Here is a 23,187-nt window from a genome sequence, read left to right on the forward strand (position 1 = left end):
TAACCTTCAAATCTTGAGTTCACATGCTTTGATGTCACTTGTTATAAGAGGCATAATTCGACCTTTGTGGTTATCGCATTAGGAATCGCGTTGGAATTACTACACACTGAATTTTTAGGTCGCCCGTTAAGATTAGAAGGTTCGATGGCGGGATGGCAGCAATTGTACTGGGACAACACTCTAGTTTCTCAAATTGATGCGAGCGAAAAGAAAACAGAAACTTACACGCATCAATTTAAGCTGAGTGCTGGAGAAGAGGTTTTGCTTTGCCAATTAGACTGCACATTGGATTGGCAACCTTTTGATCTGACCTATCGCGCCACCGTTAACGGTGAGCTAATTACGGAAGGTTCAAGAAACGAAAAAGATATTGAAAGGCAGGTGCCACAGGTCGCGCCGCCATCAGAAAAGCGCTTGAGTGTCATCGGTATTTTTTCCTTAGGTATGAAAGCCTTAAAAAGCGCGAAAGTGATTAAAGTTGCGCTGGCGTCAGCAAGTTTAGCTGCCTATTCATGGTTGTTTTCTATTGAGTTTGCTCTGGCTCTTATCGCTTGTCTTATGTTCCACGAATATGGGCATATCAAAGCGATGAAGTATTTCGGTATGAAAACCAAGGGCATTTACTTGATCCCGTTTCTAGGTGGCTTGGCTTTAAGTGACGAGAAAATAAACACGCGTTGGCAAGATGTCGTCATTTCTATCATGGGGCCTTTCTTTGGATTGGTTTTAAGCATTGTGTTTACTCTGCTTTATTGGATGACAGGCGAAATGATATTCGCTGGTCTTGCTGTGTTTAACGCGCTGCTAAACCTCTTTAACTTGCTGCCGATCTTACCGTTAGATGGTGGCCATGTTCTAAAGAGTATTACTTTCTCGATGAATACTTGGATTGGGTTGGCGGGCAGCATTGTTACAGCACTACTTGGTATTGCGCTCAGCTATTCATTTGGTTTAACGCTGCTCGGATTCTTACTGATGATGGGGATGCTGGAAGTGGTCATGGAATGGCGTGCAAGACATCACAGCCACTTGCTGCCACTCACTCGCTACGGTCAATTGTTCTCATTGGTTTGGTATTTAGCATCCGTTGGTGGTTTTGTTGGGATTATTTGGTATTTCGCGGGGCTGGGTGACAGCTTACTCAGCTTACCTTTGCAAATTCTTGGAACTTAACGAAAGTTCTCAACACACAAATAACGAAAAAGCTCCTTAAGTAGGAGCTTTTTTGTATCAGACTTTTGTAGGGTTATACGCTTTCTAACCACATTTCGGTGCTTTCACATTGTACTTCGGCAACTTGTTGATGGTTGCCTGTAAGTCTTTGATTCGCGTACTGTGAGAAGGGTGAGTAGAGAAAAATTCCGGCGGCTGCGCTCCACCTGATGCTGCACTCATGTTTTTCCACAGCTCGACGCTTTGATTAGGATTGAATCCAGCTTTCGCCATGTACTCTAAGCCAACGATATCCGCTTCAGACTCTTGCGTTCTTCCATAAGGGAGAATCACGCCGTACTGCACACCAACACCTAACGCGGCCATAGTGAGCTGTTGATATTGTTTGTATTCAGATGCGCCAATTGCCACATTAGCTAACGACAGCCCAGCATTGGCCAATTGGCTTTGAGACAACCGCTCGTTACTGTGTTCTGCTAAAACGTGCGCCACTTCGTGCCCGATAACCGTTGCCAACTGATCTTGGTTTTTCGCTACCTTGAGAAGGCCAGTGTAAACACCAATTTTTCCGCCTGGCAACGCAAACGCATTGACTTGGTCACTATCAAACACCACGACCTCCCAATCTTTGAAACCCGCTTGAGGTGGAATGGCATTGGTGATCTGCTTAGCTACGCATTGTACGTAAGCGTTGGTCTTTTTATCTTTACTGATTGGAATATCCTTCTTCATTTGATCAAAGGATTTTGCACCAAGTGATGACATTTCTTGATCTGAAAACATCAGTATTTGATTTCGACCAGTTGGTGAGGCGCTGCACGCAGTTAAGCCTGCTAAGGTCAAGAGAGCAGAGGCTTTAATCCATACCTTCATAAGTGGCTCCATATTCACTAATTCTTGTTTTGAACCAGTAGTATATACCCAAATGATGACAAGATGCATAGGCGAGGTAAGTGTGATTGTAGAGTTGAGGGCTAGCGCGTTTTGTCTTGAAGTGTCGCAGCAATAGAGACTATGCTAAGCGCTTGGCATAAATATGAATAAGCAGTCTCAACCTGCAAACAGTAAGAGCGAAAAATGAGTATTTGGAAAAAGCCGATCAGTTTGGACATCCTTAACGCTACATCAAGAAATACCATGATGGAGCACCTACAAATCGAGTACACCAACTTCACGGATGATTCATTAAGTGCAACGATGCCAGTGTGCAGTTTTACTCACCAACCGCTAGGTATGTTGCATGGTGGTGCATCCGTCGTGCTAGCAGAAACATTAGGTTCCATTGCCGCAAACTTTTGCGTGAGTGAAGGTAACTACTGCGTAGGTTTAGATATCAACGCAAACCATGTACGAGCAATGCGCAGTGGTTATGTTATCGGTACCGCAAAACCTATTCACCTTGGTGTTTCGACTCAAGTTTGGCAGATTGAAATTACAGACGAACGTGATCGCTTGGTGTGTACTAGCCGTCTAACGATTGCTGTGAAGCAACAAAAAACAAAATTGGCTTAATTCGACGTTCATCAATCAGCAGAGATACACCCAAAGGCAGAACATGGTTATCGAGTTTTCATTAGGTAAAATTATCGCGACGCAGCGTGAAATCGTCATCAAACTAACGGGTGAGGCAATGGTCACATTGCAAGCACAAACCGATGCACTTCAACTTCTTGGTCGTGGCGCAAATGTTGTGTTAGCCCATGGGGCCGAATGCAAATGGTCAATAAAATTGGATAATGAGGAACAACTTATCCAACTCGCACAAGAAATTGGTATCGATATTCAATAATTTACCCCTTCATATTTGCACTTTTTCATAAAAATGAGGAAACTTGACTTATTGACATCAAGACAAGTATTTCCTCTTTATGAGTAGCCCTCGTTTACGTGTTCAGTTCGAAACACTCTTTGAAAAATTTGCCGGTAACGACACAGAAGTTCAGCTAGAAGACATTACCGACGCTCTGTTTTGTACGCGACGAAATGCGCGTATCGTTCTCAATAAGCTCGAAGAAGAAGGGTGGATAGAATGGCACCCGGCTGCTGGCCGAGGAAAACTATCCAAACTGATCTTTAAACGCAATCGTAGTGACGTAAGCGAAAACTTAGCGAGACGCTACCTAGACGAAGGAAAGATTGGACAGGCGCTCGATGCGTTAGACAATGACGCCGCACGTTTAACCCAGGTGATTCAAGGTTATTTGGGATTGCAGCATCGACAAGGCGAGCAAGTCGTGAGATTGCCTTATTACCGACCGTTAGCCATGCTGAATCCGCAAAAGCCGATGCGTCGCTCGGAACAACACATCGCGCGACAAGTTTTTAGCGGTTTAACGCGTCTTGATGAAAACGAACAACTTCAACCGGATCTCGCACATACGTGGGAGGCGCTTTCTGACACTCATTGGCGTTTCTATTTGCGTCGTGGCGTACGCTTCCATAATGGTGAACCACTCACGACAGATTGTGTTGTAGAGAGCATTCTTGCCTTGAGTGGATTGAATTTGTTCTCTCACATTCAGCAAGTTTCGTCACCACAGCCTTGGACCGTTGATATTAAGCTTGTTCGTCCAGATCGCTATTTACCGTTAGCATTGAGCGAGTCTCAAGCCAAAGTCTTATTGCCACAAGCGCTTCGCTCTGAGGATTTTGACCGTAAGCCTATTGGCACAGGTCCGTTCCAAGTGAAAGTGAACGACGACAAACGCCTTATCCTTACTGCTTTCGATGGTTACTTTGGGTTTCGTCCATTGCTGGACCAAGTTGAAGTGTGGGTGATTGATGAAGCCTACTCATCAATGGTGTATCCAAGCCTGTCCAAGCCACAAATGAACAAACAAGCGTCGACCGATGAAGTGGAACTCGATCCGGGCTGTACCTTCTTGCTGCTTAACAAAAACACCGGGATCGCAAAAGACCCACGTTGGGCCGAATTTTTAAGCCAAACACTAAATAGCCATCAAATCTACGCGCACGTTCCCCAAGATAAAGTGATTGAACTGGGTGTACTGCAAGCATTTGGTTTAAAACCGGGGTGGATTGACTTAAGGCCGACATCCGTGGGTGAAGTCCCGCAACAAGGTAAATCGATTACCGTCGCTTATCAGAAAAAACATCCGATGTTTCCTGTCATTGCCAAAGCAATTAAACATTTGCTCAAACCGCACAGTGTCGATGTCGAGTTTATTCGCTACGATACGCAGCCGCCAAACCCAGAAGAAGTCGACGTTTGGGTAAAAGCAATGGGTATTGCGACCAATCGCAACGATGCCTTAGCGGGTTGGCTACTTGATTACAGCGACATCGAAAAATTCAGCGCGGGTTACGATTTTTCAGAATGGGCGACATTAGTCGATCAATGGCGTGCAGGCATTCATGCCGACTTTCCTGCTCGCGAATTAGGAAGGCAGTTAGTGAAAAGCTGTCAGGTTATTCCAATGTTCCATTGCTGGCTAGGGGTAAACAAAGACCACAGCGGTGCGCTTCAAAACGCAAAATGTAATGCGCTGGGGTGGTTCGATTTCAGCAATGTGTGGGTCAAGCCAGAGATAGAAGATAATGGCCAAGCCGAATAAAAAGCAACCGAGTAAAACTGTCGAAATTTATTGTGCGAAATGCAAAGCGCAGCTATATAAATATCGCAAGGGCGGAAAGGGGGCCTTGGTGAAGTGCTTTAAAGAACGTATTGTAGAAGATTACACTCAAACCCCTTGTTTTTGCCCGAGCTGCGGGACGGAGTTTGCACGAGATACGTTAGTCAGAGGTACGCCTGCGTTTAAGATGATTGGCGGAAAAGTGACAATGAAGTAGGAAAAATAATGAGCCAACAAAACGAATGCTGCATGGTGTTAAGTACCACCAATAATGAAAAAAATCGCGATGAAATCATCAAAGGTTTATTAGAAGCTCAATTAGCGGCGTGTATTCAGACGATGCCAATTGAGAGCCATTATGTTTGGAAAGGGGAAGTTTGTACTGATCACGAATGGTTATTGATCATCAAAACACGACGTGAGCTTTACGAGTTAGTGGAAGAAAAAATTGAAAACCTGCACGAATATGAGGTTGCTCAAATCGTACAGGTTCCTATTGTGGATGGTTTTAATCCGTATTTAGAATGGCTTCGCGAATCGACGTTGAGCCGACATTAAAAACAACGACAGTATGGCACCCGTCGTATCACACAACATGTCTTTCTGGGCATCCCAAATGTCTCCTTGGGAACCTAGGAAGGCAATGCCTTCATCGCCACCAGCCAGTTCGGCATACCACCACTCAATGATTTCGTAGCCTGCAGCCAAAGACATAATGGCAAACAACGCAAACCAGCATGAAAAAGTTGGGTTGAATTTTTTGTTGCGAATCAAATACTCAGCGATCGGGTAGGCATATAAACCAATCGCAAAGTGGGCTACGCGATCAAAATTGTTTCTCTCTGATCCAATTAGGTTATTGAACCAATCAAACGGCACTTCAGCGAAGGTGTATTTCGCGCCAATGGTGTGTAGGCACAACCAAATAAACATCAAAAGGTAAGCGGTGTTGCTGAACTGGTAGCGAATCGAAATCGCCCAAATAGCAATGAGAATACCAATCGCCGGAATGATTTCAGCAAACCAGACAGCACGCGAGCTAGGTTCTAATGCTGAAAATAAAAAAACGATGGCGTAAAAAATCGTCAATCCCAATAGTGTAGAAGTGCTTTTCATAGGGTTAGTTGATCCTTCAATTGATTTTTTAGAGCGTACAAGCATCGAGTTAAACCGTTTATATCTCTGTTTGTAATGCGTTAACAATGATTACACTTAATTGAACGGTGTGCAATTGTTTATTTTCATTGGTTAATTATTCACTAAATATGTTGAATTATTAGCGAACTGCTCAACATTAAAACGTTTGCGCGTGCACATTTCATTAAAGTTTGATTTACAACATGCCCATCCATAGAATCCGTGACTCAGTCTAATAAAAAAGAAGTAAAGTCATGAAACTGGAAACTGTCGATTATCTTGCTGACGACGCTGCTCAACAGTTCGTAGCATCACTACGCGAAACAGGATTTGGCGTATTAAAGAATCACCCAATCCCTCAAGAGTTGGTTGAGTCCATTTACAAAAACTGGCACGAGTTTTTCTGCTCAGAAGAAAAAAATGATTTCCAATTTAATGTAGAAACGCAAGATGGTTATTTCCCACCTTCGGTTTCTGAAGTTGCGAAAGGTCACAAAGTAAAAGACATCAAAGAGTACTTTCATGTTTACCCTTGGGGACAAATCCCAGAACAGTTGAAAGCAGAGATTCTTGAGTACTACGAGCGCGCAAACGCTTTTGCACAAGAACTGCTAGGTTGGGTAGAAGAGTACGCACCAAAAGACGTACAAGAGAAGTTCTCTATTGCACTGTCAGAAATGATCAATAACAGCGACAAAACGTTGCTTCGCGTTCTTCATTACCCGCCAATGACAGGCGAAGAAGAGCCAGGTGCAATTCGCGCAGCCGCTCATGAAGACATCAACCTACTGACTGTACTGCCAGCGGCGAATGAGCCTGGTCTGCAAGTTATGAGCAAAGATGGCGAGTGGATCGATGTTCCATGTGACTTTGGTAACTTGATCATTAACATCGGTGACATGCTACAAGAAGCATCAGGTGGTTACTTCCCGTCAACGACACACCGAGTTATCAACCCAACAGGTGCTCGCCAAGAAAAATCGCGCATTTCATTACCGCTTTTCTTGCACCCAAAACCAGATACAGTACTTTCTGAGCGTTACACAGCACACAGCTACTTGATGGAACGCTTACGTGAGCTAGGCGTTATTTAATCAAACGCGATCCTGATTCCAAAGGCCGATGGTTTTTCGCTATCGGCCTTTTTTCGTTTATGGTACAAAAGTAACGACGTTGAGCTTCGAAATTTGCTCAATTTTAATCGCTTATAAATCAAACGAGGGCGCATGGAAGATCAATATGGCGTATGCGATAGCAGTCAGAGTGAAATAGAAAACCCGTTGCTTTGGCCAGTGCTTGAGATTCTCAGAAAGCAATCATCTGGCTGGAAAGTGCACACTTTAGCCAGCAAGCTCAGTGAAAGTGGTTACATCAACCAGCTTGACCCTTCGCCAGATAAAGACTTGTTCAAAAGAAACTTTTTGATAATGAACGCGCTGTATCAATTGCAAGAAACACTCTATCCAGACAGTTGGTTGCAGGTGGAAGCGATGGACATCATATTGATGTCGGCATCAGAAGCGAGTCGAAACAGCGTTGATCCAAATGATCCTCTGCGACAATACTATTTGGATTGGAGCCATTATGAGGCCAACGAAGATGAAGTGCGCCGATTACTCAATGAGTTTTGGACTCGTTATCAACGCTTTGTTGGCGGTGCACCGGAACATAATATTGATAGAACCAAAGCACTTAAACTCTTTGACTTAACGGGCGACGCATCTCGTATTGAAATCCGTCGACAATGGCGAAAGCTGGCGTTACGCTGGCATCCTGATCGAGAAAATGGCGATGCTGAGAGATTTAGAGTGTTGTGCGAAGCATGGAACGTGCTTCGAAATGGATAAAAAGAAATGAAAAAGGCAGCGATTATCGCTGCCTTTGTGTTGTAGTTCACCAACTTAGGTAAGTAGTGATAAGTCAGGTATAGAAATGCTTAGTGTGACGGTTTGAACTGCGATTTACGCATGCGGTTAAGTGCGGCCATCACATCCAAAGTACGTGGTTTAGCCAGGTCGCCTTGTTTAGGCAGTGACGCGTGCCATTCACCCGATAACATCTCTTCAATTTCTTTCGCTGGGTTATTACACCAACCAGGTAATTGTGCAAGTTGGAACCACAACCAACCAATGGCATTCACCTCATCAGCAGACTCAATCTGCTCTAGCGCACTTAGGTCAGTAAACTCTTTGCCAAAACGCAGTGAGTCTTTACCTTTTGCACTTACGCGGAACTTGCCGTCGGTCAAAATGTTCATAAGAGCCATGCGGTTCAGTGCACGAGGTCGGAAAGTCTGTAGACTCTCTTCTGATTCGTTGTGGCGTTGAGTAGGATGCTGCGCGATCACTTGTTTGGCTTTTTCAGTCACGTCGACCGCTTGGTAGTCATGCATCTGAATAACGGTATTCGCCACATCCAGATAATCACCAGAACCGCCCATAACGATGATAGTAGAGATATCAAGTTCAGCACGTAATTGACCGATACGGTCAACCAGTGGTGTGATTGGCTCGTCACCTTTCGCCACGAGTGCCTGCATGCGCTCATCACGAATCATAAAGTTAGTTGCTGATGTATCTTCATCAATCAGCAGTGATGTCGCGCCAGCTTCGATAGATTCTTGTAGCCACGCCGCTTGCGACGTTGAACCTGAGGCATCTTGCGTTGAGAAATCTGCAGTATCTTTACCCATTGGCAAATGGTTGATGTAGTTCGACAGGTTTAAGTGATGCACACAACGACCATCTTCGGCTCGAATCTTCATCGCTTTTGGGTCTGTTACGATGTACTCGCGACCATCGCCAGGAATATGATCGTAAATTGAACGTTCAATGGCGTTCAGTAATGTCGACTTACCATGGAAACCACCACCGACAATCAGAGTGATACCTTTTGGAATGCCAAGACCAGTCACATAACCTTTGTTTGGTGCATGCAAAGTCACTTGTAAAGACTCAGGAGCCGTAAACTCTACTGCATCTTTCATCGGTAAATCGCAATTACCCGCAATACGTGGCAGAACGCTACCGTTTGCTACAAACGCGACAAGATTGTGTGCTTCTAATTGTTCTCTTAGGGCGCTTTGATCTTCTACGACTTGGCAGTGCTTCACCATCGCTTCTTTATCCAATTCTCGCTCAAGCGTCGCACGTCGAATGAACTTAGGCAGGTGGAACGTTAGGATGTTGTTGGCCTTTTTACCAAGCACAGATCGGCCTTCAGCTGGTAGGTTTACACGAAAACGCAGCTCAATCCCTTCTTCTGTGAATAGCACCGCTGTGCTATCTAAAACTGTCTGACCATTTAAAGCAATTGATACAGTATTTTCTTGCTTAGCAAATTGCTCAAAGCTACGAGCAATAAAGTCGCGAGCCGCACGTTGGAACGCAGGAGACTCGTCTTTTAGCCACTCAAGACCAGTTAGTGACCAAGCACGAGTCGCACGAAAACGTGACGCAGAAGCATACGGGTCGCCTTGAACATGATCGATAAACAACGTGAAATCAGTGAAGTCATACTGACCTTTGATTTGTTGGTAAGCACGGTAGTTCTGCTTTTCAATTTTCTTAAGCGTGGCAGTTAACTGATCCATGAAGATATTGGCCTTTTAATTAGAAGCGGGCGGCGATTATAGAAACCACCGCAAGGAGAGTAAAGGACAGCTTAAGAAGAATAGGCGTATTGGCCACCAATTTGACGCTGATTAAACAAACTTTGTTCGAACTCGTTGCAAGGCATCGGTTTTCCGTACAAAAAGCCTTGTCCGATATCGCATCCTTCACCAATCAAAAACTGCTCTTGTTGTGGCGATTCAATCCCTTCAATGACCACTTGCAGCTCAAGTTTTTTCGCAATATGGATGATGGAACAAATGATTGCGCGGTCATCGTCGGACTTTTCCATTTGCTGAACAAAACTCTTGTCGATTTTGATGGCGTCAAAAGGATACTTCTTCAAATAACTGAAAGAGGCGTAGCCCGTACCAAAATCATCAAGTGACAATGTCACGCCAAGTTTGTTCAATTTTTTAAGGGTTGTTCGAGCGACCACTTCATCAGCAATTAACGCACTTTCCGTCACTTCTAACTCAAGAAAACGTGCCGGAAGGTGGAACGCTTCGAGAAGGTGTTCCACTTGCTCGGCAAAATTCACGTTCTGCAGTTGAATAGGAGAGACATTTACCGCAACTTTGAAATTATCGAATAACTCAGACCACTGTTTGGCTTTGTCGATAGCAGTACGCAGAACAAATGAGCCAACTTCAAATATGAGCCCATTTTGCTCAGCCATATGGATTAGCGCTTCGTTAGACACATCGCCTAAAACAGGGTGACGCCAACGTAATAGCGCTTCTGCACCTATCCATTTGTGCGTATGAGGGTTCACTTTCGGTTGGAAATACAACATCAAATCGTCATTGCGTACCGCTTGGAGCAGATAACTTTCGAGCTGATTATGGTTGTTCAACTCATGCGTGTGGCTCTCACAGAAGTAACTGTAAGCTTCACCCGACTCTTTACATAGCAACATCGCGTAACAAGCATTTTGTAGAAGCTGTTTGGCACTGCTCGAGCGATGAGCCTGAACTACGCCAACGTAGGAGTGCAAATGCACTTCTGTGTCGTTGATGTAGAAGTTCCCCACGCTGATATTAGTGATTTTATCGAGCAGATTATGCAGTTTCGAATTAGCATCTTCTCCCCATAACAAAAGCACTAAGTCGTTTGAACTTGGGCGACCAGTAATGAAGTAGTTTGAATCGTTCGTCCCAAGGCGCTTGCGAAATTCTTTGAGGATCTCATCAAACGCTTCAAAGCCGTATCGAGTTTGTATACTACGCGCATTGCTAAAGCCCACATTTATAATAATTAAAGACTGATGCCCGTGTTCTAAGGATTGAAGCGTATCTTCAACCACCGCTTCCAGTGCGGCGCGATTAAGAAATCCGGTACCTTGGTCATGGGTTTTCTGGTAGTTAACTTGTCTTTCAGCGGCTTTGCGGCGGTCAATTTCTTGAGTGAGTGAAAAGCTGAGTTGGGCGAGGTCGGTGGTTCGGTTTTCTACTCGATTTTTAAGTTCGCTGTTAAGTCTCAACAGTTTGTATTGCTGGTAGACAACAGCAAGTTGAGCTTCTATCGAGTCCTTGAACGTATTGAGCAATTGCCGGTAAGTTTCGCTGTACTCATTGGCTTTGGAGTCCAACATACAAATGGTTCCAAACGTTTCGCCATTTGGCCAAAACAACGGCAAACCACAATAGGAGAGCATACCAAGTTTGATGTCCGGGTTATTCGACCATTTTTCATCGGCAAGGGCATCGGGAACAACCAGTTGGCTTTTGGTTTCAATGACATGTTCACAGTACAAACCATGTCCAAGATCTTCTTTGTCACCAGCTTTATATGGATTACCTTGAGTGTCGCTTGAGGTGTTTACTTCGATGTGGTTTTGATGCACTCGCATGATAAGCGTGGTTGGCACGTCTGCAATCTGTGCGAGGAGATTGACAATATCCTGCCAGCTTCGCTGCATGGATTCAGGAATCTCATAATCTAGTGTTTGAAATCTCCCCATAGAGGCCTTCCTTTCCGGTAGTTTCACATCCTGTGAATCGAAGATTTATGCAGTAGTAATTGTTATAACATTAGTCGTTTTACTTAAGTATAGGGTCGCCCACAGACGAAACAAAAAAAAGTCCTGAAAACCTTTCAGGACCCTAAATTGTTGGAAGCCATCTCAAATATGAAACAAATTTGACGAACTTATGGCTTAAGTGACGCCAAGGTTTCTAACGAAATGTCTTGCGAGTAGTCTACATCGTCAAAGTTAAAGCCGTTTAGTTTCATGAACTCGTCTTTAAAGCCTTGGTAATCACCAATCTCTTTAAAGTTCTCCGCATTCATTTGTTCTAATAAATGACTCACTTCAGCCTGCGTTTGCGGATCCAGTTCTAAATCATCAATTCGAATCAATCGCTCGCCATCAACAGGAACTTTAGGCTGATCGTAAAGCTTCGTCGTGAACAGACGTTGCATTTGTTCGATGCAGCGTTCATGCGTGCCTTTCTCTTTCATTACTCGGTACAGAGCTAAAAGGTAAGGGCTCAGAGCAGGGATGAAAACACTGGCTTTCGTTACCAGCGCTTTACACACCGTGGCGTAAGCACCACCGTCGAAGTTAGCCAGTTTCAGATTCAATGCATGGCTGGTTTGGTGCAAATCAATTTTGGCTCGGCCTAAAGTACCATCGAGATAGATTGGGTGAGTAACTTCTGGGCCCATGTATGAGAATGCAATGGTTTTGCAACCTTGAGCAACGGATTCCGTGTTGATGAGAGTATCAATCCAGCTTTCCCAATCTTCACCCCCCATGACCTTAATGGTCGCTTCTGCTTCCTCTTCGGTGGCAGGCTCGAGCGTGGTTTCAACCCATTGATCATTTTCAAGTAAGATGGAAGCGCCAGTAACCGACTCACCAATAGGCTTAATCACACTGCGCCAGAACGTATCTGAATGAGGTTTTGGACGAACGCCCGCTGCAAGGCTGTAAATCACCAAATCGACTTCACCTTCAAAGTAGGTTTCGATCGCTTCGATAACTTCATTACGGACAGAGTCAGAGAATGCATCACCAACAATATTGATTGCAGTGCGTCCTGCATGTGTTGCTTCTTGTTTGAAAAAGATGTTGTTGTACCAGCCTGCGCTGCCAACCCCTTTCTCAGATGGACCTCGTTCAAACGAGACGCCAATGGTGTCTGCTTCAGCGCCGCCAAACGTTAGGGCAATACGTGCTGCTAACCCAAAACCGGAGGAAGCACCAATAATTAAAACTCGTTTAGGGCCGCTTTTGATCTGCGGGGCTTTTTTTACGTATTCAATTTGCTCTTTTATGGATGCATGGCAACCGTGTGGATGCGCAGAGCGAGCAACAACACCTTGAATTAACGGTTCTATTCGCATTGTTGTGATCTAACCTCGGTGAGTGGAATTCTGGTTAGATTAACGTAAAGTTAGGTAAAACTTATTGAGCTAGACCATCAAAATTAGAGATGTTTAACCAATTCTTGAGCAACGAATTCCGCAATCCAAGGTTGAGCTTCAGGTTTCGGATGTAAGCCATCATCCATCATCCACTCTGGTTTGGTGATCACATGCTCTAAGAAGAACGGCATTAACTGAACTTGTTGATGTTCAGCCAATTTGGGATAGATGTCGTAAAACATGTCGCTGTAGCGCTTGCCGTAGTTAGGTGGGACACGAATTTGCATCATGACCACATTGGCACCAGAATCTTTGATCATGCTAATCATTTTCGACAGATTCGACGTAATAACTTTGGGAGGGAAGCCACGCAACCCATCATTGGCGCCCAACTCGATAAGAACTAAGTCGGGTGTATGTTGGTCAAGCAGTTGCGGGAGGCGAGCCAAACCGTTGCCAGTAGTGTCTCCGGAGATGCTGCCATTAATAACTGTTACATCTTGCCCGTGTTCGAGCAGCGCGTCAGGGAGTAAGCTAGGCCAACTCTTCTCAATCGGCATTTGATAGCCCGCACTCAAGCTATCACCAAGAACAAGAAGCTTTTCGCTTGCTTGCGATGCGGCGGAAAGACAAAAAAAGAGAACTAAGGAAAGTAAACGAATCATGCAAACACCTGTACTCAAAGCACCTATTGTTCAAGCGAATTTGGTTTCTAAACAAGTCTCTACTAATCAAGAACAATTAACAATCCTTAAAGATGTAAATGTTGACATCAGAAAGGGCGAGACCATCGCAATTGTCGGCACATCTGGTGCAGGCAAATCCACGCTAATGACATTGTTGGCGGGGCTCGACACTCCAACCTCTGGAGAAATCACGCTTCTAGGACATGAACTTTCGAAGCTAGATGACGAAGCTCGTGCGAAAATCCGAGCCGATTCTCTAGGATTTGTCTTTCAAAGCTTTCTACTTATCCCAAGTTTGAGTGCACTTCGCAATGTGACCTTACCGTGTCTTTTACGCGGAGAAGCCGAAGATGAAGCACGAGCGACAGAATTGTTGACCGCTGTAGGATTGGAAAAGCGACTCGACCACTTACCAAGTCAACTTTCTGGTGGTGAACAACAACGCGTCGCGTTGGCCAGAGCATTTATGACTCAGCCAGAATTGCTGTTTGCTGATGAACCGACAGGGAACCTTGATCACCAAACCGCGGACAAAGTCATCGAGCTGTTGTTCGATCTCAATAGCCAGCACGGTACGACATTAATATTGGTCACTCATGATGTGAACTTAGCAAGCCGATGCGACAGAATTTATCGTATGGAGGCGGGTGAGCTTAAGGAGGAGATGTAATGTCAGCAGTATCTTCAAGTGAAGTAACATCTTCAGATCAACGTGGATTGAAGCAACACTCTCCGAATAAAAGTTTGGTGCGTTGGAGTTTGGGCGAAATTAGGCAAGGAAACCTTTGGCCGATCAGCGTCGCTCTTGTGTTGGTCATCGCGAGTATTTTTGCATTGTCTGCACTTGCATCTCGTATGGAGCAAGTGATTGTCAAGCAGGGCAAGGATGCATTAACTGCGGATGCGGTGTTCGTTTCCGCAAACCCATTATCTGACTCACTATTAAAATCGACAGAGCAACTTGAGCGCTCCGTGATGACCCGATTTTCGACCATGGCTTTTAGCGATAACGGAATGCAGCTTATTTCTGTACGAGGTGTCGATGAAAGTTATCCCTTAATGGGAGAGTTGGTTTTAGATGGGAATGAGTCAGGTCGCGTGAAGCCTAATCAGCTTTGGTTAGACGAACGTATTATGGCTCAATTAGAAGTCACTAAAGGTGACAATGTCACCATTGGTGATGCAGATTTCACCGTTTCAGGTGCAGTGCTGATGGAGCCGGGTTTAAGTTTCAATCCATTCCAACAAATGCCTGCGGCGTATATTCACCAAAGCGACGTAGAAAAAACAGGCGCGATACAAGTCGGCAGTCGAGTGCAATATCGACTGTTTCTAAAAGCAGACAATGCAGCGCTAAAGCAACTCCAAGATAAGACAGAGCTGTCACCAAGTGATCGCTGGCGTACTCAAGATACCGCGAGTCGCAGCAATGAAGTTTTTGATCGCACTACACAGTATTTATCATTGACCGTAGCTATCGTCATAATTATGGCCGCGACAACGTTGGTTCTTACTTGCCAAAACTACGTGAATAGCCGAACTCAAACCATCGCAATGTTGAAAAGCCTTGGCGCGAGCAGACGTTGGATAGAAAAGTGGTTATTGATTCAAGTTGCCATTCTATTGGTAACCGCCAGCATTGTCGGACTCATTCTGGGTAGCGGCTTGGAATATTTGTTACGTATTCCTCTAAAAGATCTCTTGCCAAACCCACTGCCGAGTTACGGCGTCACTCCGTTTATTGTCGCTGTGGTTTCTGCCATTCTCATCACCGTTCCGGCGCTTGGTATCCCGCTACTTGGGTTAATTAAGACACCAGCACTTGAGGTTTTACAGCAGGGCACAGCGCAACGATCTTGGAAGCGACTGCTGCTCGTTCTTGTCCCTGTGCTTCCATTGCTAGCGTTGTACGCAAACAACACTTTGGTTTGGATTGTACTGGCGGGTATTGCAGCCCTATTTGTCGTGTTGGCCGGATTAAGCATCGCACTGACGAAGTTATTCTCCCGCTTTGCCACCAAACCAGCGATGAAGTTGGCACTGAGCCGGATCAACCGCACGCCTATAACCAGCGGTCTGCAGTTTGGTGCGCTGTCGCTTTCTTTGATGCTCCTTTCCATTATTTGGCTTGTCCGTAGTGACATCCTCGCGGATTGGGAACGGACTTTGCCTGCGGATGCGCCTAATGTATTTGCATTAAACATTGCCGATTATGAACTGGCTAACTACCTAGAAACACTGGATAAAAATGGAGTGACGCGGTCACAAGCATTTCCAATTATTCGAGGACGACTCACAGAGATTAATGGCCAAAACGTTAAAGACGTTGAATATGAAGGGGAAGGCTCTGACGCAATCCGTCGAGAGCTTAACTTAACATGGGATGATCAGTTACCAGAATATAATGACGTTCTTTCAGGAAAATGGACGAACGCAAACAGTGTTTCTGTTGAGGCAGATGTCGCGCGCGATTTGGGTATTCAACTGGGAGACAAATTAAGGTTTGTTATCAACAGCCAAAACTTTGATGCGACGGTAGATACCATTCGTCATGTTGAGTGGCGAGATATGAAGCCTAACTTCTATTTCATCTTTTCTTCTGATGTGATGGCAAATGTTCCGGGTTCATATTTGATTAGCTACCGAATCAATGAAGGAAACGAATCGCTGCTTACATCAATGTCGAGAGCGCACCCAACAGTTTCTGTGTTAGACATCCGAACTATGGGAGAGAAAATACAGGCGCTAATACAACAAATCGTTTCTGCGATCACCATTCTTGCTTTGTTAGGCGTAGTTGCAGGGCTATTGCTCATTTTTACATTATTGCGCTTGAGCTTGTCTCAACGTCAGCAAGAAATCCGTCTGTATCGTACGCTTGGCTCAAGCAAAAAACGGATTAATACAACCTTGTGGGCGGAATACGGAATTATGGCGCTTGTCGCAAGTTCTGTCGCCGTTATGGCAGCCGAAGCTTGTGTAGCAGCAGTGATGAAGTATGGGTTTGACCTCAATGCTCAAATTCACCCTGAATTGTGGATAGCTTTACCGTTAGCCACTTTCGTTACACTGGCACTTGTTGTAATGAGTTTGTTGAAAAGATTGCTAACGCCAGTAAACACTTAATACCCATTTATATAACTAACGCGGACTCACTCCATGACATTTTTATTTTAGTTATCCACAAAAACGGTGGATAACTTTTGGGATAACTGGAGAGGTCAAAAATAGGGGTGTTTCCGCAAGCTTTACGCCATGGGTCTTAGAGTGGGATTCTTATATACAACAGGCTAAAAATTCGCTCATCAAACCACTTCGTCAAGCACTTTTTTTGCAATTTTTTTATTCCGTAAAGCAACTTTTAAAGTTATCGCAAACCCATGAACTTTTTGTGATTTTAATCATGCCCAAACCCGAGTAGAATCACGGTTAGTAAAGATTTCTCCTTATAAAATTTTTAGTGAAGCAATGAAGTCTGAGTTTCTAAGTCATAAAGATAAACACATCGCCGTTATAGGTGGTGGTGTAGCCGGTGCCACAGCCGCCATTCATTTTGCAGAGTTGGGATTCAAAGTCTCTGTTATTGAAAAGGGCGTCTCGTTAGTCAACGGCCCACCAATTTGTCACCTTCATGCGGGCGGTAATTTGTATCGTGAAATTTCTGAACAACAATGTTTGGATTTGCTTACGCAATCTATAGATACGATCAGACTGTATCCTCACTCACTGAATATTCGTCCTACCATTATTGCCGTACCTCACTCTGATGGGGGTGACCCATTCACGCTTCTGCCTCGCTTAGAGGTGATTAAAAGTGCTTACCAGGCGTTGGTCGACAAAGACGAACACAACAAAGTACTTGGCGAGCCTGAAGAGTATTTCAAACTGTATTCGAAAGAAGAATTGCAGGAACTGGCAAAACAAAACCAACCAGAACATCCATCCACATTTGATGAATGGAGCATTCCTTTTGCTCAGCACGCTGATTTAGAGCAATTAAAATATCCGGTCGTTGCCGTTCAGGAGTATGGTTGGAGCGTGTTCCGCTTAGCGGCTATTGCTAACTTAACCTTAGCAAAACTGCCTAATTCAAACGTGATTACTCAAGCGACACTGAATCAGGCAGATTGGCTTGGTGATCATTGGCAATTGACTTACGAACACAATGGCGTCAATTGTTTGCTTACTTGTGATTACTTAGTCAACGCATGTGGTTTCGAGACGGGAACTATTGATAACGCAGTTGGTGCTAAGCGTGACCGTTTAGTTGAATTCAAAGCCGCTTACGTGACCAAATGGAACGAATGTAACCAGCAATGGCCAGAAGTCATTTTCCACGGCCCCCGTGGCACAGATAAAGGAATGGCGCAGTTAACGCCTTATGGAGATGGCTATTTCCAGCTGCACGGCATGACGAAAGAGATCACGTTGTTTGAAGATGGCTTAGTTGAAAGCACGGCACTCTCTGCTCAACCTGAGCTACCTGTACCGTTACTCTCTAAAATTCGCAGTGGGTGGCGTGAAGAAATTTTGGGTGAAAGAACGCATAACGCAATACAACACATGGCCCAATTTATCCCTGATTACAAAACAGCGGAAAAAGGTGGCAAAGCGTTGTTTGGTGCTCAACAAATTCCAGGCACAGATCCCGTGCTTCGCGCGGCAGATGTTTCATTCGAACAAAATCACTACGCTCGAATTGAAGTTGTGAAAGCGTCTTCTACGTTGTTGGCTGCTCAAAAAATGCTTCAGTATTGGTTTGATATCACGCCTCAACATAATGTAGAAGCGCAACATCCAGTGACCGTTAATTGGTCTGAAGACGAAATCGAACAATACGCGATTAAACTGACCGAAGAACGAGGCTATCCGCATGCTCTAGCTGAACGCTACGGGATGTAAACAGCCAAAAACTGAATAGGGCTCAGTAGCCAAAAAACTGAGCCCACTGACACCACACATCCTGCAAACCTTGTCTATCACCCTTGATGAAACGCACTTTCTGACCCGGCTTCGCTTGCGCTAATCTAGGCAAATCTATTCTTGCAACACAACCAAGCTTTGGATACCCGCCAATGGTTTGGTGGTCATTGAGTAATACAATCGGATTACCATCATGGGGAATTTGAATGGCGCCTAGTGCGATCCCTTCAGACAAGATTCCATCATAAGGTGGCTTTACCGTATTTCCTTCAAGGCGATAGCCCATTCGATTAGAGTCTGGCGATATCGCAAAGCTTCCCGAATAGAATTTTTCTTTAGCTTCAACACTGAAATCATCACATTGATAACCTTCAATAACGCGTAGTGTAATTGGCAAGTTGTAATCTGGCTTGAAACGAAATGTCATGATTCTTGGTTTATGGTTAGGTAATGAATGCGCGTCAAAAGGGAGAACATCTCCAGCTTTTAGAGCGTTACCATTGCCTTCTAGTCCACCTAATGCTTCACGAAGCACGGTCGATGAGCTCCCAAGGTGCTCAGGCACATTAAAGCCCCCTTTTACAGCGAGATAGGCGCGAAGGCCATTTCTCGCCATTCCGAACTGAAGCTTTTGCCCTTTTTTTATCGAAAAATCCGACCAATTAGCAATAGGGTGACCATCTACTGATGCATTAAGATCGCCGCCACAAATTGCCAGGTGACAGTCTTGTAAGGCGACAAAACAAGCATTGCCTAGCGTAATCTCGATTGCTGAGCAATTCACACGATTTCCAAGTAAATGATTAGCCCAACTGTAGGCGTAATCATCAACAGGGCCACCTTGCGTTATCCCGATGTGAGCAAGACCAAAACGGCCAAAGTCTTGAATCAGTGACAAAGGCCCTGACTTTTCAACTAATAATCCTGATGCGCTCATAACGCTCCCCCTAACTCAAGAAATTCCTGTTTTGATACCGCATAAAACGTGACCTTGTCACCAACTTCAAAAGGAATAAAAGGAGGAGTATCCGAAAAGAGTGAGAGTGGAGAGCGACCTATGATATTCCAACCACCTGGACTGTCTGATGGGTAAACGGCGGTCTTACTATCGGCAATGCCGACACTTCCTGATGGCACAAACGTTCTCGGCGTTTTTAACCTAGGCATGGTGATACTCTCTTCCACATCAGAAAGAAAGGCGAAGCCAGGTGCAAACCCAATCGCAGAAACGGTATATACTGGCTTTGTATGAGCATCAATAAGCGCGCCGAGATCAATGCCTTGTTCTTCAAAACGCTTCAAATCTAAAGCAGTTTCTTCCGAGTAATAAACGGGTATCGAAATTTCGTTAGGCTCAGCCTTGTCGGCTTTATTTGGGTCAAAAGCGACTAAGATATTGTGCAGTATGTCGACTAACTGAAATTCACTGATTCTGAACGGTAAGTAATCAATTAACACGGTTCGATAGGAAGGAACGATATTCATGACAATATGAGACAGATGTTGGTTCATTGCTCGCGCTAACTGTCCAATTGAGTTTTCAGAAATGGTTTCATCAAATCGAATAAAAATGCTGCATTCAGAAACCAAATCAATCGAGAACTTTGTTTGATGCATTAATTTCCTCCGGAGTAGAGGCTTTGACGAATTTTTTGAATCAAAGCGATCGACTCTTCATTGTCTCCATGGACGCATATTGTGTCCGCTTCTAACAAGATATAACTGCCTGAAGCGGTTTTTACTCGGCCTGAATCAGCCAATGTTCTGACTTGTTCTAAAATCGCAAGCTCATCTTTCAAAACGGCATTTGGGTGCGTTCTTGGTGTCAACATCCCATCATCTTGATACAGACGATCGGCAAACGCCTCAAACAACAATGGCACATCATAATCGTCCGCGATTTCTAAATATTTTTCGTTCTCTTGCGATGCAAGGATCATCAACGGCACTTTAAACAGCGCGGCTGCTTTAACGACCGATCGAAAAACCGCATCGCTTTTCATCATATCGTTGTAAAGGGCACCATGAGGCTTGATATAACCGATATCGGTATACTGCGCACGACACAATGCCTGCAACGCGCCGACTTGATAGATCACCATGTTAGTAATTTCATCGCTGCTCATACTGAGGCTGCGTCGACCAAAACCTTGTAAGTCGGGATAACCGGGGTGCGCACCAATATCAACATCGTGAAGATTCGCTAAGGTAATCGTGTCGTGCATCACGTTCGGATCGGAAGCGTGAAAGCCACAAGCAATGTTCGCCATATCGACATGAGGCATCACGCTATCGTCAGCGCCCATCTTCCAAGAACCAAAGCTCTCGCCCATATCGCAATTCAATGTCAGTTGCTGTTTATTCAATGTCATATATTTATAGTTACCTTAGCAATCACATCACGATGCAGGAAAAACCTTTTATCTTCAGTGACTCAGTTCATTCTTCAAACAACCAGAATGAGATTTTTACTTGGAACTCGAGCTGAGAAAGATCATTAGAGTCCAGCACGTCGTTATCGTTCTTTGATTTGATCCGAATTTTAAGGTAATTCGGTCCTTTTCAATCCAATTTTTGAGAATTTAACGTTATTTTGCTTTGCCGTCATGTTAGTCTTACGGCTTCTATTGGGTGATAGCTTGCATAACAACTCTTTTGTCTTCTAGTTGTTGTTGTGCGACAGGAATATATATGTCATTACGAGCAAAGCTTATCTGGCCGATTCTGGTTTTTATTACGGCGATCTTTGTTGCTTCAAAAGGTTATACCTCGTACACCGCATACCAATCGTCAAAACATGAGTTGGTTGAGCAAACTCGCAAGTTAATCAATAACGTGTCTTATTCAATTAAAGATGCGCTCACAACAAAGAACAAGCGAAAAGCACAAACTATTCTGGCCGATCTTATAGAACAGCCCAACGTTTCTAGAGTGAAGTTGTATGATAGGGCCAATGAACCTTTTGTTGTGCTTGAAGGGAGTGGGGAGTCTGCTCCAGTGCCCAATCAAAATGAAAGAAGTAAGCTCGATGCATTAGGGTACGCGTTGTCCGCTAAGTTTTTGTACGTACTTGAGCCTATCATCCATGAAGGGCATGTGATTGGCTCAATTCGAGTGACGTTGTCACATATCCCAATTATAAATGCGCAACATTCATTCTTGAAAGATGCCGGCGTACTTCTGCTGATATTGGCGGCTGGTGGCATTATTTTCTACATTACCATTGATCGTATCATTCTAAGACCGTTGCTCGATCTCAACGGTGCAATTCAAGATGTTACTTTTGGTAATGCCTCTCACGTACAAATTCGTCATCATTCTAAAGACGAACTGGGCGAAGTTATTCACTCATTCAACCGAATGATGACCAAACTCCGAAAAAAGGAAAAACAACGCCAGCATTCGTTAGCTACGCTCGAACAAAAAAGAGCATTTTCAGAAGAAGTCATTGAATCCATTCAGTATGCGTTGGTTATTACCGACAACCTTGGCACCATTATCCACAGTAATGCTGCGACTCAGCATATATTTCAGAAAACACCGGAAGCATTAGAAAATGCGAATATCCGCGATCTGATAAAAACAAAAATGCCGAACGAGCTTAACCAAATTCTTAGTCGATGCTTAGAGTGTGATGATATCCACCTTCAAGACATTGATAACGAACAGCAGCTAAGCCTAACGACTCGTCGTTTGTCTAACCACGGTTATCTTCTCTTCGCCATTCAAGACATCACAGAGATTGAAGAGGCGATGAATCGCCAGCGCGTAGCTGGTCGAGTGTTTGAAGCCAGTCAAGACGGCCTTATTGTGCTTAATCACAAAGGCGTCATCACCATGGTTAACCCAGCAGTCACCAAGCTTGTGGGTTTAGAAATCGACCAGTTAGTTGGTCAGTCTTTCATTCAAACTATTCGTTGGCGAAAATTACAAGAAATGATGCCGAGTATCATTGAGTCCATTGAAAACTATGGCGTGTGGCAAGGGGAAGTGATTGAGCAAAATCACTTAGGCTTACTTGTGCCAATGTTTGCTCGAGTAAATCGCATCGTGAAGTGCGAGGATAACGGTTTCTACGATTTGGTCATTATTCTTACCGATCTCTCCAATGCAAAAGAGATGGAGCGCCTCGAGTATCTCGCACATCATGACGCGCTTACAGGATTAGCAAATCGTTCTAAGTTCCATTTAGAGCTGGAAGATTTAGTCCAAAGATCAGGCTATCAGCGCGATGAATTTGCGGTACTTTATCTTGATCTAGATGGTTTTAAGGAAATCAACGACACATACGGCCATGACGCTGGGGATGAAGTTTTAAAACGTGTCGCAGATCGTTTGACATCGGCGACTAGGCACAGTGACTTAATCGCACGCCTGTCTGGCGATGAGTTTGTTATGCTGGTCAACCCGGCCAATCAAAAAGTCGTAACGCGAATCGCCGAGCAATTGTTAGAGAGCATCTGTGCGCCTATTGAATACAAAGGTAATGAGCTAAAAGTCGGCGTGAGCATTGGGGTGAAATTGGTTGGCGTTAATGAACGAGACGCAACCCGTATTTTAAAGAGTGCGGATACCGCAATGTACCAAGCGAAGAAAGCCGGAAAAGGGCAAGCAATATTAATGGGATGCGAATTGCAAGAGACCGTTTAAATTGTCGCATTAAAGCTTTACACTAACCGGATTCGCGTCAGA

Annotated in this window: 21 protein-coding genes; 12 read left to right on the top strand and 9 right to left on the bottom strand. The window is 44.5% G+C overall.

Annotated elements, in window-relative coordinates; all coding sequences use genetic code 11:
• Positions 1-90: 90 nt before the first annotated feature.
• Positions 91-1,173 (top strand): site-2 protease family protein, encoded by a 1,083-nt coding sequence (locus UF05_RS08375; protein ID WP_029813420.1) that lies wholly within the window; start codon positions 91-93, stop codon positions 1,171-1,173.
• Positions 1,174-1,257: 84 nt separating this feature from the next.
• Here the strand turns inward: UF05_RS08375 and UF05_RS08380 are convergent, their stop codons facing one another.
• Positions 1,258-2,046, bottom strand: a complete 789-nt coding sequence (locus tag UF05_RS08380) for a M48 family metallopeptidase (protein WP_079856327.1) — start codon at positions 2,044-2,046, stop codon at positions 1,258-1,260.
• Between the two features lie 204 nt (positions 2,047-2,250).
• On the opposite strand from UF05_RS08380, the gene UF05_RS08385 reads away from it, so the two are divergent.
• From UF05_RS08385 to cutA, 5 genes are all read left to right on the top strand, one after another.
• The gene (locus UF05_RS08385) at positions 2,251-2,685 is read left to right on the top strand and encodes a hotdog fold thioesterase (RefSeq protein WP_015313225.1); all 435 of its coding nucleotides are present in this window, start codon (positions 2,251-2,253) and stop codon (positions 2,683-2,685) included.
• A gap of 43 nt (positions 2,686-2,728) precedes the next feature.
• Entirely contained in the window at positions 2,729-2,962 is a 234-nt protein-coding gene (locus UF05_RS08390; protein WP_005455381.1) for a DUF3389 domain-containing protein, read from the top strand.
• A gap of 79 nt (positions 2,963-3,041) precedes the next feature.
• Positions 3,042-4,748, top strand: a complete 1,707-nt coding sequence (locus tag UF05_RS08395; RefSeq protein ID WP_020835280.1) for an SgrR family transcriptional regulator — start codon at positions 3,042-3,044, stop codon at positions 4,746-4,748.
• Positions 4,732-4,983 carry a hypothetical protein gene (locus tag UF05_RS08400; RefSeq protein ID WP_045546034.1) on the top strand — a complete coding sequence of 84 codons (252 nt, stop codon included), beginning with the start codon at positions 4,732-4,734 and terminating at the stop codon, positions 4,981-4,983. The genes UF05_RS08395 and UF05_RS08400 overlap by 17 nt, the downstream gene beginning before the upstream one ends.
• Positions 4,984-4,991: 8 nt before the next feature.
• Positions 4,992-5,324, top strand: a complete 333-nt coding sequence (gene cutA / locus UF05_RS08405; protein WP_045546035.1) for a divalent-cation tolerance protein CutA — start codon at positions 4,992-4,994, stop codon at positions 5,322-5,324.
• On the opposite strand, the gene UF05_RS08410 is transcribed toward cutA, so the two are convergent.
• Complete coding sequence (locus tag UF05_RS08410; RefSeq protein WP_005455361.1) at positions 5,286-5,882, bottom strand: DUF2238 domain-containing protein; 597 nt, start codon at positions 5,880-5,882, stop codon at positions 5,286-5,288. The genes cutA and UF05_RS08410 overlap by 39 nt on opposite strands.
• A gap of 275 nt (positions 5,883-6,157) precedes the next feature.
• Between UF05_RS08410 and UF05_RS08415 the strand changes: the two genes are divergently transcribed.
• A complete protein-coding gene (locus tag UF05_RS08415; RefSeq protein WP_005455357.1) occupies positions 6,158-6,997 on the top strand; it encodes an isopenicillin N synthase family dioxygenase in 840 nt (279 codons plus the stop codon).
• A gap of 132 nt (positions 6,998-7,129) precedes the next feature.
• A complete protein-coding gene (locus UF05_RS08420; RefSeq protein WP_045546036.1) occupies positions 7,130-7,750 on the top strand; it encodes a DNA-J related domain-containing protein in 621 nt (206 codons plus the stop codon).
• Between the two features lie 89 nt (positions 7,751-7,839).
• On the opposite strand, the gene UF05_RS08425 is transcribed toward UF05_RS08420, so the two are convergent.
• The 4 genes from UF05_RS08425 to UF05_RS08440 form a co-directional block, all read right to left on the bottom strand.
• Positions 7,840-9,495, bottom strand: coding sequence for an ABC-ATPase domain-containing protein (locus UF05_RS08425; RefSeq protein WP_045546037.1), 1,656 nt, complete (start codon positions 9,493-9,495; stop codon positions 7,840-7,842).
• A 71-nt stretch (positions 9,496-9,566) separates the two neighbouring features.
• The gene (locus tag UF05_RS08430) at positions 9,567-11,477 is read right to left on the bottom strand and encodes a sensor domain-containing phosphodiesterase (protein ID WP_029830694.1); all 1,911 of its coding nucleotides are present in this window, start codon (positions 11,475-11,477) and stop codon (positions 9,567-9,569) included.
• 188 nt (positions 11,478-11,665) lie between these two features.
• Positions 11,666-12,865, bottom strand: a complete 1,200-nt coding sequence (gene fabV / locus UF05_RS08435; protein WP_021484013.1) for an enoyl-ACP reductase FabV — start codon at positions 12,863-12,865, stop codon at positions 11,666-11,668.
• An 83-nt stretch (positions 12,866-12,948) separates the two neighbouring features.
• Complete coding sequence (locus UF05_RS08440; RefSeq protein WP_005455373.1) at positions 12,949-13,551, bottom strand: arylesterase; 603 nt, start codon at positions 13,549-13,551, stop codon at positions 12,949-12,951.
• Between UF05_RS08440 and UF05_RS08445 the strand changes: the two genes are divergently transcribed.
• The 3 genes from UF05_RS08445 to UF05_RS08455 all read left to right on the top strand — a co-directional run bounded on the left by UF05_RS08445 (position 13,550) and on the right by UF05_RS08455 (position 18,474).
• The gene (locus tag UF05_RS08445) at positions 13,550-14,242 is read left to right on the top strand and encodes an ABC transporter ATP-binding protein (protein ID WP_025442747.1); all 693 of its coding nucleotides are present in this window, start codon (positions 13,550-13,552) and stop codon (positions 14,240-14,242) included. The genes UF05_RS08440 and UF05_RS08445 overlap by 2 nt on opposite strands.
• Positions 14,242-16,698 (top strand): ABC transporter permease, encoded by a 2,457-nt coding sequence (locus tag UF05_RS08450; protein ID WP_045546038.1) that lies wholly within the window; start codon positions 14,242-14,244, stop codon positions 16,696-16,698. The genes UF05_RS08445 and UF05_RS08450 overlap by 1 nt, the downstream gene beginning before the upstream one ends.
• Positions 16,699-17,040: 342 nt before the next feature.
• A complete protein-coding gene (locus UF05_RS08455) occupies positions 17,041-18,474 on the top strand; it encodes an FAD-dependent oxidoreductase (protein ID WP_031850465.1) in 1,434 nt (477 codons plus the stop codon).
• A 22-nt stretch (positions 18,475-18,496) separates the two neighbouring features.
• Here the strand turns inward: UF05_RS08455 and UF05_RS08460 are convergent, their stop codons facing one another.
• From UF05_RS08460 to UF05_RS08470, 3 genes are read right to left on the bottom strand one after another with little or no spacing between them, the layout of a single operon-like run.
• Positions 18,497-19,432, bottom strand: coding sequence for a biotin-dependent carboxyltransferase family protein (locus UF05_RS08460; RefSeq protein ID WP_045546039.1), 936 nt, complete (start codon positions 19,430-19,432; stop codon positions 18,497-18,499).
• The gene (locus tag UF05_RS08465) at positions 19,429-20,112 is read right to left on the bottom strand and encodes a 5-oxoprolinase subunit B family protein (protein WP_045546040.1); all 684 of its coding nucleotides are present in this window, start codon (positions 20,110-20,112) and stop codon (positions 19,429-19,431) included. The genes UF05_RS08460 and UF05_RS08465 overlap by 4 nt, the downstream gene beginning before the upstream one ends.
• The gene (locus tag UF05_RS08470; RefSeq protein ID WP_029832365.1) at positions 20,112-20,867 is read right to left on the bottom strand and encodes a 5-oxoprolinase subunit PxpA; all 756 of its coding nucleotides are present in this window, start codon (positions 20,865-20,867) and stop codon (positions 20,112-20,114) included. Before UF05_RS08470 ends, UF05_RS08465 begins: the two co-directional genes overlap by 1 nt.
• A 319-nt stretch (positions 20,868-21,186) precedes the next feature.
• Between UF05_RS08470 and UF05_RS08475 the strand changes: the two genes are divergently transcribed.
• Positions 21,187-23,145, top strand: coding sequence for a diguanylate cyclase domain-containing protein (locus tag UF05_RS08475; protein ID WP_045546041.1), 1,959 nt, complete (start codon positions 21,187-21,189; stop codon positions 23,143-23,145).
• Positions 23,146-23,187: the final 42 nt, after the last annotated feature.

The sequence above is a fragment of the Vibrio sp. S457-15 genome, from assembly GCF_000960545.1.
Taxonomy (GTDB): Bacteria; Pseudomonadota; Gammaproteobacteria; order Enterobacterales; family Vibrionaceae; genus Vibrio; species Vibrio parahaemolyticus.